The organism is Collinsella sp. TF08-11AT (genome assembly GCF_003437035.1).
In the GTDB taxonomy this organism is placed as follows: domain Bacteria; phylum Actinomycetota; class Coriobacteriia; order Coriobacteriales; family Coriobacteriaceae; genus Collinsella.
This window is the reverse complement of the sequence record NZ_QSRL01000018.1, coordinates 22,015-37,112: the sequence shown is the minus strand read 5'-3', so window position 1 is coordinate 37,112 and position 15,098 is coordinate 22,015. Positions and strand designations below refer to the sequence as shown.

General features: G+C 61.8%; 14 protein-coding genes. 5 read left to right on the top strand and 9 right to left on the bottom strand.

All coding sequences use genetic code 11. The features are described from left to right. The first annotated feature begins 110 nt into the window (after window positions 1–110). Window positions 111–1,463 (top strand): IS30 family transposase, encoded by a 1,353-nt coding sequence (locus DXC79_RS09360; protein ID WP_370445765.1) that lies wholly within the window; start codon window positions 111–113, stop codon window positions 1,461–1,463. 373 nt (window positions 1,464–1,836) lie between these two features. Here the strand turns inward: DXC79_RS09360 and DXC79_RS09355 are convergent, their stop codons facing one another. Beyond that, window positions 1,837–2,127 (bottom strand): CDP-alcohol phosphatidyltransferase, encoded by a 291-nt coding sequence (locus DXC79_RS09355; RefSeq protein ID WP_118260475.1) that lies wholly within the window; start codon window positions 2,125–2,127, stop codon window positions 1,837–1,839. 290 nt (window positions 2,128–2,417) lie between these two features. On the opposite strand from DXC79_RS09355, the gene DXC79_RS09350 reads away from it, so the two are divergent. Further along, the gene (locus DXC79_RS09350; RefSeq protein ID WP_117635999.1) at window positions 2,418–2,939 is read left to right on the top strand and encodes a nitroreductase family protein; all 522 of its coding nucleotides are present in this window, start codon (window positions 2,418–2,420) and stop codon (window positions 2,937–2,939) included. 239 nt (window positions 2,940–3,178) lie between these two features. On the opposite strand, the gene DXC79_RS09345 is transcribed toward DXC79_RS09350, so the two are convergent. The 3 genes from DXC79_RS09345 to DXC79_RS09335 all read right to left on the bottom strand — a co-directional run bounded on the left by DXC79_RS09345 (window position 3,179) and on the right by DXC79_RS09335 (window position 6,356). Beyond that, window positions 3,179–3,754, bottom strand: coding sequence for a hypothetical protein (locus DXC79_RS09345; RefSeq protein WP_147327500.1), 576 nt, complete (start codon window positions 3,752–3,754; stop codon window positions 3,179–3,181). An 84-nt stretch (window positions 3,755–3,838) separates the two neighbouring features. After that, window positions 3,839–5,056: a helix-turn-helix domain-containing protein gene (locus tag DXC79_RS09340; protein ID WP_117635997.1), complete on the bottom strand. Its 1,218-nt coding sequence runs from the start codon at window positions 5,054–5,056 to the stop codon at window positions 3,839–3,841. Between the two features lie 265 nt (window positions 5,057–5,321). Then, the gene (locus DXC79_RS09335; protein ID WP_117635996.1) at window positions 5,322–6,356 is read right to left on the bottom strand and encodes a YeiH family protein; all 1,035 of its coding nucleotides are present in this window, start codon (window positions 6,354–6,356) and stop codon (window positions 5,322–5,324) included. Window positions 6,357–6,549: 193 nt separating this feature from the next. Here DXC79_RS09335 and DXC79_RS09330 point away from each other — a divergent pair, with 193 nt between their 5' ends. Beyond that, entirely contained in the window at window positions 6,550–7,251 is a 702-nt protein-coding gene (locus tag DXC79_RS09330) for a GntR family transcriptional regulator (protein ID WP_117635995.1), read from the top strand. A 286-nt stretch (window positions 7,252–7,537) separates the two neighbouring features. Here DXC79_RS09330 and glmS read toward each other — a convergent pair whose 3' ends face one another. Further along, complete coding sequence (glmS, locus tag DXC79_RS09325) at window positions 7,538–9,385, bottom strand: glutamine--fructose-6-phosphate transaminase (isomerizing) (RefSeq protein ID WP_117635994.1); 1,848 nt, start codon at window positions 9,383–9,385, stop codon at window positions 7,538–7,540. Between the two features lie 317 nt (window positions 9,386–9,702). Between glmS and DXC79_RS09320 the strand changes: the two genes are divergently transcribed. Continuing rightward, entirely contained in the window at window positions 9,703–10,815 is a 1,113-nt protein-coding gene (locus DXC79_RS09320) for a LacI family DNA-binding transcriptional regulator (RefSeq protein WP_117582938.1), read from the top strand. Here DXC79_RS09320 and DXC79_RS09315 read toward each other — a convergent pair. Beyond that, window positions 10,812–11,462, bottom strand: coding sequence for an HAD family phosphatase (locus DXC79_RS09315; RefSeq protein ID WP_117635993.1), 651 nt, complete (start codon window positions 11,460–11,462; stop codon window positions 10,812–10,814). The genes DXC79_RS09320 and DXC79_RS09315 overlap by 4 nt on opposite strands. A 167-nt stretch (window positions 11,463–11,629) precedes the next feature. Here DXC79_RS09315 and DXC79_RS09310 point away from each other — a divergent pair, with 167 nt between their 5' ends. Continuing rightward, entirely contained in the window at window positions 11,630–12,508 is an 879-nt protein-coding gene (locus DXC79_RS09310) for an ATP-dependent sacrificial sulfur transferase LarE (protein ID WP_117635992.1), read from the top strand. A 313-nt stretch (window positions 12,509–12,821) separates the two neighbouring features. Here DXC79_RS09310 and DXC79_RS09305 read toward each other — a convergent pair whose 3' ends face one another. From DXC79_RS09305 to DXC79_RS09295, 3 genes are read right to left on the bottom strand one after another with little or no spacing between them, the layout of a single operon-like run. Further along, on the bottom strand, window positions 12,822–13,274 hold the full coding sequence (locus DXC79_RS09305) for a PTS sugar transporter subunit IIA (protein ID WP_117635991.1): 453 nt from the start codon (window positions 13,272–13,274) through the stop codon (window positions 12,822–12,824). 12 nt (window positions 13,275–13,286) lie between these two features. Next, a complete protein-coding gene (locus tag DXC79_RS09300; RefSeq protein ID WP_117635990.1) occupies window positions 13,287–14,225 on the bottom strand; it encodes a transketolase family protein in 939 nt (312 codons plus the stop codon). Next, a complete protein-coding gene (locus tag DXC79_RS09295; RefSeq protein WP_117635989.1) occupies window positions 14,225–15,055 on the bottom strand; it encodes a transketolase in 831 nt (276 codons plus the stop codon). The genes DXC79_RS09300 and DXC79_RS09295 overlap by 1 nt, the downstream gene beginning before the upstream one ends. Window positions 15,056–15,098 lie beyond the last annotated feature (43 nt).

Below are 15,098 nucleotides of genomic sequence, written 5' to 3'. Positions count from 1 at the left end.
AAATTCCCAAAAGCAACCCTGTTAAGATAAATTTTTTCTGTCACTGCACCTCCCTTGATTGGCAACTTCATCCGAACACCTCCCACATTCATCCGTACATGTACGGATGAATGTGGGAATCCGATACCCTGAGGGCCGGACCGGCCGGCCCCGGGAGATCGGAGGACGGCATGTCCGGAAAGAGGAAGAAGGGGGCCGGGAAGGCGGCCCCGAGGGCCTACGGCAGGCTCACCAGGCACGAGCGGGACACGCTCCAGAGGATGCTGGAGCGCGGGGCCTCGTGCAGGCGGATAGCGAGGGAGCTGGGCAGGTCGCCCTCGACGGTGTGCTCGGAGGTGGCGTCGCACAGGTTCGTGACCGCGCCGAGGGAGAGGCGCGGCGAGCGCGTGGACGCCTCCGCCGACCTGTCGGCGGCCTGCCCGCGCCTGGCCGCGTGGCCGCGCTGCTGCAACGGGTGCGGGCGGTACCGCGCGATCGGCTGCAAGCGCCGCCCGCACGTCTTCTACGACGCCCGCGCCGCGCAGCTGTGCGCGGACTCGGTCCTCGTCTCGTCGAGGCGCGGGATAGACGCCGACGAGCCCGCCGCGGCCGAGGCGCTCGCCCTCATCCGCGACGGCCTGGGCCGGGGGCTCTCGCCCGAGCAGCTGTCCGCCCGCAACGGCGGGCCCGTGGACCTGTCGCCCTCGACGATCTACCGCTGGGTCGCGGCGGGCTACGACGGCATGACCAACATGGAGCTCAGGCGCAAGGTCGGCTACAGGCCCAGGTCGCACCGGGCCCCGAAGAGGGCGACGCCGCACTCGCCCCGCAGGTCGCACGCCGCGTTCCTCGCCCTCGGCGAGGACGCGTGCGCCGCCGCCTGGGAGATGGACACCGTCGAGGGCTCGCGGGAGGACAGCGCCTGCCTGCTCACGCTGCTGCACCGCCCCAGCAGGCTGCAGCTCGCGCTGCCGCTCGCGGCGAAGGACGCCGAGAGCGTGGCGGCGGCGCTCGGGGGCGTGCGCTCGGTGCTGGGCGCCGGCGGGGCGCGCCGCGTGTTCCGCGCCGTCCTCACCGACAACGGCGCCGAGTTCTCCGACGAGGGCGCGATCGCCGCGCTGATCGGCGAGGGGCCGGGCGAGACGAGGCTGTTCTACTGCGACCCCCGGCGCAGCGACCAGAAGGGCGCCTGCGAGCGCAACCACGTCGAGATCAGGAAGCTGCTGCCCAAGGGCCGCGGCATCAGGTTCGACCGGCTGGCCCCGGCCGACCTTGCGCTGGCGATGTCGCACGTGAACTCCGAGCCCCGCGGCGCGCTCGGCTTCGCGACGCCCGCCCGCGCCTTCCGGGCGATGCTCGGCGACGACGCGGCGGCGCTGCTGGATGCGTACGGCATCGAGGACGTGCCCGTCGACGGGCTCGACCTGACGCCGGGGCTCATCGCGCGGGCGCGCGCAGAGAGGGGCGATGCCCCGCTGTCCTAGCCTGAAAGGGAAAAACGGAATAGACGGAACCGACCGTTCGGCTGGGTCTGGGAGGAGGCGCCGGGCGGCGGGCGGAGCATGGCCACCGGACCCATCGAAACACATCTCCACCGTTCCTTCAACTGGGAAAATGCCGACCCGGGGGCCCGAATGGGACCTCGGGGGCGTTCGGCTAGCTGCGGGAACGGCCTATTCGCTCAATGTGTTCGGCTGAGATCGGAAATCAACCTAATTGTAGTTTCAGGTTAGTCCGAGTTTTGACTATCGTCAAGGGCGGCCGTGCAAGACGTGCGACCTATATAACATATCGACAAAAAAGACCGCCGGCGCGGGGCGGCGCCGACGGTTGCGAGAGAATATCGATTGTTGGCTGTTAAGCAGCGACGGCCTCGTAGACCGTGGCGCCCGAGAAGCTGTCGTGCAGGCTCTTGCCGCAGATCCAAGGCAGCTCGACGACCTCGCAGACCGTGTTGACCAGCTCGGAGCAGTCAGTAAAGTGGCCCTTATCGTTGAGGGCCTCGCAATCCTGAACACGCCAATAGCCATCGGTGTGCGTAATGTAGTACTCGTGATCGTTGATCGACACGAAAGCGCGCGTCTTGGAACGCAACAGCTTCAGAAATCCTTCGAAGTCGGTCTCGACGACATCTCCAGCCTGGAACATGATGTTACCTCCTGGCCCGGCGCCACCATGGCGCGTTGATAAACGTTGGTACTCCTTTAGTAAAACCTTTATCAGAGCTTATGCGCGCATCATTTAGGCAAGTGGTAAAAACCGCAGGGTAGACGGGATAAAACGTTTAATCATCCCACCGGTTTGTCACATTCTGGCTGAAGTTTTATGCAAACCAACTTTTCCACTTGGTAGCTTGCATTTTTTGGGGCCGACGGCGCGATTACGGTTTTGGTTCGGCGGGTAAGAACGAGGCATCGCAACCAACGTCAGGAGGACACATGGAGACCATCGAGGCGCTCATCCATCGCCGCAGCTGCCGCAAATACAGCGATCGCCCTGTCGAGGCCGAGAAGCTCGCACGCATTATCGAAGCCGGTCAGTATGCGCCGAGCGGCATGGGACGCCAGCCGGTCACGTTCGTCGCCGTCACCGACCCCGCAACCGTCGAGCGCCTCTCGCAGCTCAACGCCCAGGTTATGGGTAGCGAGGGAGATCCCTTCTACGGCGCCAAGACCGTTGTGGTGGTGCTCGTCGACCGCAGCGTGCCCACGCACCTGGAAGACGGCTCGCTCGCCATGGGCAACCTGCTCAACGCTGCCTATGCGCTGGGCGTCGATTCGTGTTGGATCCACCGAGCACACGAGGTCTTTGACTCACCCGAGGGATTGGAACTGCTGGCCAAGTGGGGTCTGCCCGCCGACGGAAGCCTGCGCGGTGTGGGCAACTGCATTCTGGGCTATGCCGAAGACGTGCTTCCCCAGGCCAAACCCCGCCGCGACAACATCGTGTACGTCAGGTAATTAGTTCCGCCGTTCTAACGAACGGCGGCCCCGCTGACGCTGCGCGAGCCGCATTCACGCCAATCTGACATTCAATTTCGAGGGCGCGACCAAAAGGTTAGCGCCCTCTCATTTCACGTCACCTTGGCGTGAATGCGGCTCGCTCGCTGTTGGTGACTGACATCGGGTGCGCCACTGGTGACATCTGGCACTTGGGCAGCTAAAAGGCCCCGTCCCAAATTTGCTGCTCTACTCGCAACTTATCTTGCCGATGGAGTTGTCGTCGTTTCGTTCGCGTGGGTCGTTTCGGCGCTGTCGCCCTGTTCGTCCTCGTCCTTTTGCGCGTCGGCGATGGTGGAGGCCGCCGCAACGATACCACGCTGAGGCGCCACGCCCGTCTGGGCCTGAGCGCCCTCGACAAGCTCCGTGCCGGCATGCGCGAGCTCGGGCGACTTAAACATTGCGTCCAGATTGGCCCCGCCGCCGGCGTAACCAAGCGCCGCGAGCGCGATGGCGACTATCGCGGCAACGACCACGATCGGCACATAGCGATGCCAGCCTGCGGGATTGAGGCCGCTACGGCGAGCAGCGCCACGGCTAATGAAGCCGAGCGTTCCATCGTGCTTGAGCTTTGACCCCACCACACGCTTACGGCCCCACAGCGACGATTCGGCCTGCATGGCCAAGCGAGCGCTTGCCGAAGGATAGCCATATCTAGTGCGTTTGAACGAGCCGTCGAAGCCTGAGGCGCTTTTGCCCCACGTCCGCGAAGTCGTGCGACGGTTGACCGGCGCCGTGGGCTTTCGAGCCCGATTTGGTTTTGAAGTCTCCGTCATACGCCCCCGCACGCCGTAACGCAATCGAAACATTACCGCTTTGGACTGTAGCACACGCGCTGCATGCGGTCACGAGCGCCTCGCTCAGCGGTCGTCGTCCTTCAGCAAGCGCCACAGGGTCGTGCGGCTTATTCCCAGCACCTCGGCAGCGCGGGTCCGGTTGCCCTGAAGGTAGCCAACGACCAGCCGCGCGATGTCGCGTTCGGTATCGGCCAGTGGACGCAGGATATACAGGTCGCTGTCGAGCGTCGGAGTGCCAAAGGTTGCGGTTTTGATGACGTCTTCCTGGGCGAGCACCTCCTCCGCCACCGTGCGCTCCGCCACGCCCGGCCCTACTAATATATAGAGTCGTTCCGAGACCTCGCGAAGCTGCAGATAGTTGCGTGGCCAGCGATAGCCGTTGAGTGTCGAGGCAGCCTCCTCAGACATACTCGGAGCGGCAGTTCCAAAGACATCTGACAGATACGACAAATACTGCGCAACCTTTTTCGATGCGCCACCCTGCTCGGCAATCGCAGGCGCCACACTCACTGCGCACGCTAAGCGCTCGGTTACAAAAGCGGCTTGATGGCTTTCGCCACCGCCCGGCATATCGTTTGCCGTCAAAACCACATGGCAACGCGCGGCCAGCGCCGTGTCGGTCATCGTAGAGACAAGCTCGCGCAGACGCTGCGGCGAAAGTGCATGCCAGCCGCCAATACAAAGGGTCAGCCTTGTCTGGAACAGCGGCGATTCCGAGCTTTTGAGCAGATGGCGCCAGCCGCGATCTGTGAGCTCGTCAAGCGCCACGGACACAAAGGGTTCGTCAGCATAAGGCCCATCCAGATAGAGGCGTTTTGCAATCTCTGCCTGGCCAGCACCCAGCTCGCCCTCCAACATGAGGGGCACGCCGCGGGCATAGCTTTCGCAGACGGGGGCAGCGACCGCAGCGGCGCCCTCGACAATGCCGTACGCACTTGCCTCGTAGCGCGCCTCGACCTCATCTGCGTTAAGCCACTCAATGCCCGCGTGTGCCGCCACACCGCGCACCTCGCGGACCACGACCACCCAAAGCGCGCCGTATTCCTTGGCGACCGGACGCACCGTGAGGCTCAAGCGCCCTCCCGCATGCCCCATCACCAGGCGCGTGCCGTTGCCCACGCGCCCCAGGCGCTCGGCGACAAATGCCGCGACATCTCGCTCGAGCGCGACATCATCCATGGTCGAAATCGCCACGTGTCCATGCCCATCGATCGCCAACGCCGAGGCCCCGGCAGCGGCCAAGGCCTCGATCAAGATTTGCAGCTTGGCGTCACTGTTCATATTGCGCCCCGTCTTCGGCGCCACGCCGCCACTGACGGGCGCACGGGCGAGTGTTTCAAAATTGAACGATATTGCTCACCAAACACTATAGGGCAGAAGCCGCCGTCCTGCGAGTATATGAGTTGCCCCGCATCGCCATCCTGGCGGGGCGATAAGAGCTCTTCGGGACCTATAAACCTGCGGACAAGCCATACCCGCAAGAGCTCCTATCGCTCCACCGCAGGTATGCGCTCGCCAGCACGCAGCACGCAAATAAGCTACTTCTCTACCAGATTCCCAGCACGTGCTGCATTCCCAAACTCATGCACGCAATGCCAATCCAGCAGCAAAAGCCCAATGCGATGGGCTTGCCGCCCTTTTTGACCAGCTCGACGATATCGGTATTAAAGCCAATAGCCGCCATGGCCATCACGATAAAGAACTTCGACAGCTCCTTGATGGGCGCCGTAACGGATGCAGGAAGCTGAAGCACCGTGGTGATTACGCTCGCCAGCACAAAGAACAGCACGAACGTGGGAAACGCGCGTTTAAGCGAGAACGTGCTTTTGGCGTCGCCGCCGGCCTTGCGCGCCAGATGCATCTGCCAGCATGCGAGAACCAACGTGATGGGAATAATGGCCAGCGTTCTGGTGAGCTTGACCACTGTGGCGCTTTCGAGCACATTGGCGCCGGGATGCATACTGTCCCAGGCACTCGCCGCAGCCGTTACCGACGAGGTGTCGTTGATGGCGGTGCCGGCAAACAGGCCAAAGCCCTCGTTGGTCAGCCCGAGCATGCCGCCGAGCGTCGGAAACACGAGCGCCGCGATAACGTTAAACAGGAAGATGACCGAAATAGCCTGGGCAATCTCGCGATCGTCGGCATCGATGACGGGCGCGGTCGCGGCGATGGCAGAACCGCCGCAAATCGACGAGCCCACACCCACGAGCGTCGCGATCTTGCCCGGCACGTTCATGACGCGGCAGAGCACGAAGGCGATGACAAGCGAGGTCGAGATCGTCGCCACGATAATCGGCAGCGACTGAGCGCCTTTGGACAGAATCTGCGAGAGGTTCATGCCAAAGCCAAGCAGGATTACCGCGTACTGCAAGACTTTTTTAGACGTATAGGTGACACCGGCGGCGAGCTGTTCGCGACGATTCTTGGGAAAGACGAGCGCCAGGACCATGCCAAAGAGGATGGCGAATACCGGACCGCCGACCACCTCAATCTGTTTGCCGAGCAGCGTTGCGGGGATAGCGATGATCAGGCAGAACAAAACGCCTTTCCAGCGCTCGCGTACGATATTTGCCAGTTGCATATGGGATTCCTTCTTTCTATTTCACGTTTGCGACGGCTTATGATACGGCAACATTGAGCGCAGCCTTGCGCAAACACAGACTAAGATGCCGCAATAGTTCTTGGGCAACAGCCGAATTACCCACCGCGGAGAGCTGATTCGCGGCATAATTAACAACTGACATATGAGTTTGATAGAACAGTTGCGAGGCGCTATGGAAGAATCGATGCACGTCGGCGAGCAGGAAACGAGCCTACAGGACCAGTCCTACCACACCATTCGACGCAAAATCGTCTACCTGGACTACAAGCCGGGCGAAAAGCTGGGCGTCAAGCAACTTTGCGACGACCTGGATATGGGGCGCACGCCCGTGCGCGAGGCTTTGGTTCGCTTGGCGCAGGAAGGCCTGGTGCGCACCGTGCCCCAGAGCGGCACCTACGTCTCACCCATCAACCTCACCCTTGCCGAGAGTGCCTGCTACATCCGCGAACATCTGGAAAAGCAGGTGATTGTGGAGTGCTGTGCGCGAGCCACGTCGGCCGGCATCGAGCAGCTCGACCGAGCCATCGCGCTGCAGGAAAAGACCATGGCCGAGGAGGATCGCATCGGCTTCTTTTTAAGCGACAACCTCATGCACCGCATGATCTTTAACATCGCGTGCCGCAGCACCGTGTGGTCGTGGCTCGAGGCGACCAATGCCGACCTGGAGCGCTTCCGCTGGCTGCGCGCCGCCACGCAGAGGCTCGACAATCAGGAGATTGTTAACGAGCACAAGAAAATCCGCCGCGCTATCGCCGGTCGCGACCCCATCGAGGCGAGCTTTTTGGTCAGCAAGCACCTGCATATGATGTTCCGCAACCAGACCGAGGTCCTGGACCAATATCCCAAGTACTTCGAGACCAGCAAGCTCCGCTAACCTGCCAAAAAGGGACAGGTTTATTTTGGCAGGTTTTATCTGGACAAATGCAACAAGGCCCGACTCCGCCACAACGGAGCCGGGCCTCAATTGTTAAATAGCACCAACTGCGGAATAGTCGATGTCAGTCACCAACAGCGAGCGAGCCGCATTTGCGCCAAGGTGACGTGAAATGAGAGGGCGCTGACCTTCTGGTCGCGCCCTCGAAATTGAACGTCAGATTGGCGTGAATGCGGCTCGCGCAGCGTCAAGCGGTCCGCCGTTCGGTAGAACGGCGGAACAACAATTACTCCACCGTAACGCTCTTGGCGAGGTTTCGAGGTTGGTCAACGTCGCAACCGCGCAGAATGGCCACCTCGCGGGCGAGCAGCTGCAGCGGAACGCTCGCCGTGATGGGGCTGAACACGTCGCGGACGGCCGGCACGCGGATGATGCAGTCGGCAATCTTGTTGATCTCCTCGTCGCCCTCGGTGGCAACGACGATGACCTTGGCACCGCGCGCCTTGCACTCCATAAGGTTCGACACGGTCTTGTCGTAGGTGGCGCTCTTGGTAGCCACGGCGATGACGGGGAAGCCCGGATCGATCAGCGCGATGGGGCCGTGCTTCATCTCGCCGGCAGCATACGCCTCAGCGTGCAGGTAGCTGACTTCCTTGAGCTTGAGTGCGCCCTCGTAGGAAATGGCAGCGCCCATACCGCGACCTACGAACAGCGCCGACTGCGCGTCCTTGCACAGCAGGGCGGCCTCGTGCACGGCCTCGGTCTGTGTGTCCAAAATCCACTGAATCTGCTCGGCCGTATCGGAAAGCTCACGGAACATCATGCGCGTCTGCTTGGTGGTCAGACGGTACTTGACCTGCGCCAACAGCAAAGCCAGCAGCGTCAGGCTCACAACCTGGCCGATGAAGCTCTTGGTCGAGGCGACCGCGATCTCCTTGTTGGCCTTGGTGTAGATGACGCCGTCGCTCTCGCGCGCCACGGGGCTACCCACCACGTTGGTGATGCCAAAGACCTTGGCGCCCTTGATGCGCGCGTCGCGAATGGCGGCGAGGGTATCGGCCGTCTCGCCCGACTGGGACACGGCAACGACGAGCGTCGTCGGCGTAATGATGGGATTGCGGTAGCGGAACTCGCTGGCCGCCTCAACCTCGGTGGGGATGCGAGCCCAGCCCTCAATGAGATTCTTAGCAATGAGACCAGCGTGATAGCTGGTGCCGCAGGCGATCACGTAGACACGGTCGATGTCGTTGAGCTCCTCGAGCGAAAGGCCCAGCTCATCGATGTCGAGCTCGCCGGCAGGGGTCATGCGACCCACCAGCGTGTCGCGCACGACGCGAGGCTGCTCGTGAATCTCCTTGAGCATAAAGTCGGGATAACCGCCCTTTTCGGCCATGTCCAGGTCCCAGTCGATATGGGTGATCTTGGGCTCGATCACGTTGCCGGCCTCGTCGGTATACTCGACGCCCGCGGGCGTGAGCTTGGCAAACTGACCGTCTTCGAGCACCACGACATCGCGGGTGGCATCGATAAGCGCGATCACGTCGGAGGCAACGTAGGAGCCGGTCTCGCCCATGCCGACCACGATCGGGGAATCCTTGCGAGCCACGGCGATCACGTCGGGCTCGTCGGCGCACACGGCGGCCAAGCCATAGGCGCCTACCACGTGGGTGCAGGCCTCGCGCACGGAGGCCATCAGGTCGTGTGTCTCGGCATAGGCCTCTTCGATCAGATGCGCGAAGACCTCGGTATCGGTCTCGCTCTTAAAGTGATGGCCGCGGCCCTCCAGCTCCTCGCGCAGCTCGGCGAAGTTCTCGATGATGCCGTTGTGGACGATGGCGATACGACCGTCGCAGCTGGTGTGGGGGTGAGCGTTAACGACGGAGGGCTTGCCGTGGGTAGCCCAGCGAGTGTGACCGATACCGCAGGTTGCGTCGCTATCGATATTGGAAAGCTCGCTCTCCAAGCCCGCGACCTTGCCCACGCGGCGGATGACGTCGAGGTGTGCCGCGGCGCCCTCGCCCACCTCGAGCGCAACGCCCGAGGAGTCATAGCCGCGATACTCCATGCGCTTAAGGCCTGTGACCAGTATGTTCTTTGCAATATCAGAGCCGGTGTAGCCGACAATTCCGCACATAGGATAAATCCCTTCGTTCGCGTGACTGCAAGACGTCCACGCACAGGGGGCGCTGAGACGTATAACGTTCGAGTATTGTACTCACGCAAGCGCAAGCTGATATACCAGAAGTGGTATCTCAACTTAGATACCACTCGATGCACACATGCCCAAACCACCACGATGGGGACAGGCACCTTTGTGGTGGTTTGGGCTCCAGCGTTTGCCCAGATAAAACCTACCAAAATAAACCTGTCCCTAATTGGCAGGTTTTGACACCCTAGGGGCGGGCGATGCTACAATCTGGCTTGTACTTGAAACGCATCAAAGGGGCCGCTATGGCAAAGGTGAAAATCAGCGACGTCGCGCGCGAGGCAGGAGTCTCGCTGGGCACGGTATCCAACGCGCTCAACCACCCCGAAAAGCTGCGCCCCGAGACCCTCAAGCTCATCAACGAGACCATCAATCGCCTCGGCTACCTGCCCAACCAAAGCGCACGTCAGCTCGCAGGCGGCGCCACCAAGTCCTTTGGCTTGGTCCTCCCCCGCCTCGACCATGGCTTCTCGCTCCAAATTGCCAGCGGCGCCCATAACGAGGCACGCAAGCACGGCTATGACCTGCTCATCGCCAACGCCGATAACGACGACATTCTCGAGGACCATTACCTGCGCTATTTTATGGGCACGCAGATGTCCGGCGTCATGGTGCAGCCCATGGCATCTCCCGATTGGCACCCCGCCATGACCAAAATGCCCGTGCCGATCGTCCATCTGGACATCCACTGCTCCGAGCCCGGTTATTACGTGGCCGCCGACAACGAGGCACAGGGGCGCATTATCGCCGAGCTCGCCATCGCCCGCGGCGCACGCCATATCACCGTTGTGGGCAGAGCGGCATTCATGCAGCTCACACTGCGCGTACTCGGCATTCACAAGGCCCTCGCCCTGCACCCCGATATCAAAATTGAGGTCATCGACGCCGGCGAATGGAATACCGCAGCCGACGGCTACAGTATCGGTGCCCAGATTGCCGAGCGCCCTGCTGACGAGCGCCCCGATTTTGTCATCGGTCTGACCGACGTATTGGCCTCGGGCGTTATCTCGGCGCTGACCGACAAAGGCATCTCCGTCCCCGAGCAGGTCCGCGTGGCCGGCTGCGACGGCAACCCCCTTGCATGGAGCGGGTCGGTTCCTCTTACCACCGTGGCGCCGCCGGGCTACGAAATTGGCCGCAAGGGTGTCCAACTGCTGATGGAGCAAATCGAGAACAAGGCCCCGGCAAAGACCAAGCATATCCGCGTCGGCTCTGCAGCGCGCACCGTCACCGCAGTCACCGCCGCCGAGGATATCAACCGCCAAGAGCTCGTACGCCCGTTTTTACTGGAGCGCGCCAGCACCCAGGCAAGCAGTCACACCGAAGCCACCGCCATCAACCTCGGCGCCTACCTTTAGCACACGGCCTTGACCGCGGCCGTCAGGTCGAACAACGTATCGAGCACGGACTCGCAGCCGTCCACCACGTCCTGCGGCAGCGGCACGATATCGGGGACGGCAAAGACGTGGCAGCCGGCCGTGATGCCCGAGACGCAGCCGTTGCGGGAATCCTCGACCACGGCGCACTCCTCGGGGGCAAAGCCCGCGCGCTCGCAAGCGAGCAGGTACATCTCGGGGTCGGGCTTGCCGTGCACAACGTCCTCGCCGCAGGTCACCGTCTCAAACTTGTCAAAGAGGCCAACCGTCTTAAGGTTGCGCTCGGCGGTAACGTGGCGCGACGACGTCGCAAGGCCCACGTGATAGCCCGCAGCCAGCAGCTCGTCGAGGCACTCGGCGGCACCGTCCTTAAGCTCCAGATCGGTCTTGACCATCTCGTCGCGAATCTCCTTGTGGCGGACATATATCGCCTCGGCAGTTTCGTGGCTGCCGTAATGCTTCTCAAGGATGCCCATGACATCGGGCAGCGTGCGGCCGATAAACTGATGAATCAGCGCATCATCAATCGCGATCCCCAGCTCGGCAGCGCCCGCCTTCCACGCCTTGATGCCCAATCGCTCGGTATCGACCAGCGTTCCGTCCATGTCAAAAATGACAGCCTTGATCATATCGGTCCCTTCATCGGCTTGCGTTACCGCAACTCTACCTCACTTTACAAACTTGTATATAACGTATATAGCATATTGCACTTTCGTTACATAGATAGAAGTCTTATGACAAGCTACTCGGTGGGATTATAGTTTTCGATCGAGTACTCAACGGTAAGGAACGTTTCATGTTTTCAGATAGCACCGCGTCCGCAAAGGAGCTTCAGGACAAACTCGCAGCGCTTGAGCAACTGCTTTTGGCATATGGTCGCGTCGCCATCGGCTTTTCCGGTGGCGTCGACAGCAGTTTTTTGGCCGCCGTCTGCTCCCGCATCATGCCCGCCAACACGCTACTCGTTCACCTCACCACGCCGCTCATTGGCACGCCCGAGCAGGCTTCGTTTGAGCGCTCCGTTGACGGACAGGCCAATGGGGGGCCACATTTTAAGCTCCCGGTGCTCAATCTTTCGGTCGACCAGCTGCAGCTCCCCCAGGTAGCCTGCAACGATGCGGACCGCTGCTATCACTGCAAGCGCGCCGGCTTCACCGCCATCGTCAACCACGCCAAATCGCTGGGCTTTCCCACCGTCATCGACGGCAGCAACGCAAGCGATCGCGGCGACTACCGCCCCGGCATGCGCGCCGCCCAGGAGCTCGGCGTACGCTCACCGCTTATGGAGGTCGGCTTTACCAAGGACGAGGAGCGCGAGCTGCTACGCGCCTGGGACTATCCCGTCTGGAACCTGCCGGCAGGAGCCTGCCTGGCCACGCGAGTCCCCACGGGCGAGGAGCTCACGCGCGAGAAGGTCGATGTAATCCGCACCTGTGAGGACTACCTGCACGACCTTGGCCTGGACCAGGTCCGCGCACGCCTCGTCGGCGGCTGCATGCATATCGAGGCCGCGCCGTCAGATGTCACCAAGATTGCCGCCCTCGGCGGCACCGCCGTCGACGCCGAGGGCAAGACTCCGCTGCCCGCCGCCATCGAGTCCGCGCTGCGAAACCTAGGCTGCGGCCATATCTCCCCCGAGGTCACCCCCTACATCCACGGCAACATGAACCTTTAAGTTACGCCGTTTTACAAACGGCGTAACCGCTCGGCGCTGCGCAGGTTCCGGGCACGGCAATCTGACGTTCAACTGCACGGGCGCGACCAAAAGGTCAGCGCCCGCTTGTTTCACGTCACCTTGCCGCACCCGGAACCTGCTCGCTCGCGTATGCTCAACCTGAACCACATAAATTGTTGCCGACCTTCAGAAGGGGGACAGGTTTATTTTGGCAGGTTTTATCTGGGGAAACGCAAACAGGGCCGCAACGTCGCATGGCGTTGAGGCCCTTTTCCTTGGAGAAGGATCAATTGATTGAGCGGGCAGGTTACACCTAGCCCTCGAGCCCGGCGTTAATAAGCTCCGCGATCTCAACGGGATCGGTGCTCGCACGCACCTTGTCGCGGAAGCCGGCATCCATCAGCATCACGGCAGCCTTGGAAAGCAGACGCAGGTGCGTGGTTCCGGCTTCGCCGGCGGGCACGTACAGTGCAAGCGCGACATCGACGGGCACGCCATCAAAACTCGGCCACTCGACAGGCTCGGCCAGCTTGAGCACGGCAACGCCCGGCGTATGGATCGCGTCGCTCTTGGCATGCGGAACGGCAAAACCGGCGACAAGGCCCGTCTCGGCCTCGTTCTCGCGAGCGATAAAGGCGGCCTCGACGGCAGAGGCATCGTCAGCAAAGCCAAGCTCAACAGCCTGCTCAGACAAATAGTGCAATGCATCCTCGCGCGTTGCGGCGGCATGCCCAATCGTTACCTGGTTGGCAGATACAAATCCCATGGAAAACACTCCTTACAACACGGACCTGACCGCAGCCTCGATACCCTCGGCGTCCAGACCGCACTTATGCAGCAAGTCGACCGCAGGGCCGGACTCGCCGTACACATCGCGCACGCCGACGCGGCGAATGGGCACCTGGTGCTGCTCCGCGAGCACCGTGGCCACAGCCTCACCAAGACCGCCGATAATCGAATGCTCCTCGACGGTGACCACGCAACCGGTCTTCTTTGCGCTGGCGACCACCAGGCGCTCATCAAGGGGCTTGATCGTGTGCATATTTATGACCTCGGCGTCGATGCCATCGGCAGTGAGCGCCTCAGCAGCCTCGAGCGCCTCGCCGACCATAAGACCGCAAGCGACGATCGTGACATCGGAGCCTTCGCGCACAACCACGCCGCGACCGATCTTGAACTCATAGTCCTCGCGGTCGTTGATGATCGGTGTCGCCAGGCGACCGAAGCGCATGTAAACCGGCCCCTCAAACTCATAGGCGGCGCGCACGCAAGCACGAGCCTCGATGTCATCGGCGGGAACGACCACCGTCATACCCGGAATCGTGCGCATGAGTGCGATATCCTCGCAGCACTGGTGCGTGGCGCCGTCCTCACCCACCGAAATGCCGGCATGGGTGGCGCCAATCTTGACGTTGAGGTGCGGGTAGCCAATGGAATTGCGGACCTGCTCGTAGGCGCGACCGGCGGCAAACATCGCAAAGGTGCTCGCAAAAGCAACGCGGCCCGTGGTCGCGATGCCGGCGGCAAGACCCATCAGGTTACTCTCGGCGATGCCGGCATCGTAAAAGCGCTCAGGATGGGCAGCCTTAAACTTACCCGTCTGCGTAGCGGCAGCCAGGTCGGCATCGAGCACTACAAAGTCATCGTGCTCATTGCCCAGCTCGACGAGCGCCTCGCCGTAGCTTACGCGCGTGGCGACTTTTTTGACCTCTGCCATTAGAGCTCCTCTCCTGCTGCCGCGAGCTCGGCCATGGCCTGCTCAAACTGCTCGTCATTGGGCGCCTTGCCATGCCAGCCAACCTGGTTCTCCATAAAGGAGACGCCTTTGCCCTTCACCGTCTCGGCGATGATAGCGACGGGCGCGCCGGTCACCTCGCGAGCTTCGGCGAAAGCCGCCTCAATCTGCGCCATGTCGTTGCCATCGGCTAGCTCTATCACATGCCACTTAAAGGCGCGGAACTTGTCGGCAAGCGGCATGGCCGAGTTGACTTCATCGATCGTGCCGTCAATCTGCAAGCCGTTGTGGTCGACGACGGCAACAAGATTGTCGAGCGCATGGTTGCCGGCAAACATAGCCGCCTCCCACACCTGGCCTTCCTCGCACTCACCGTCGCCCAGCAACGTGTAGACACGGTAGCTGTCTCCCCAGTGCTTAGCGGCAAGCGCCATTCCAACTGCAGCAGAGATGCCCTGACCGAGCGAGCCGGTGGACATATCGATGCCTGGGGTATCGTTCATGTTGGGATGGCCCTGCAGTCGGCTGCCAATATGGCGGAGCGTCTCGAGCTCTTCGACGGAAAAATAGCCGCGATTTGCCAACACCGAATACAGGCCCGGCGCCGCGTGACCCTTGGAGAGCACAAAGCGGTCGCGATCGGCCTTGTGAGGGTCGGCAGGATCGATACTCATTTCCTCAAAGTACAGATACGTCATGATGTCGGCTGCACCGAGCGATCCACCCGGATGTCCCGACTTGGCCGCGTGAACCGCAGTCACGACACCCTTCCTGACCTCATTGGCGACCTTCGCCAGCTCCTGGTTGGTCATACGAATTCCTCTCTTGAGAACAACCCCGGCACCGGATGGCGCG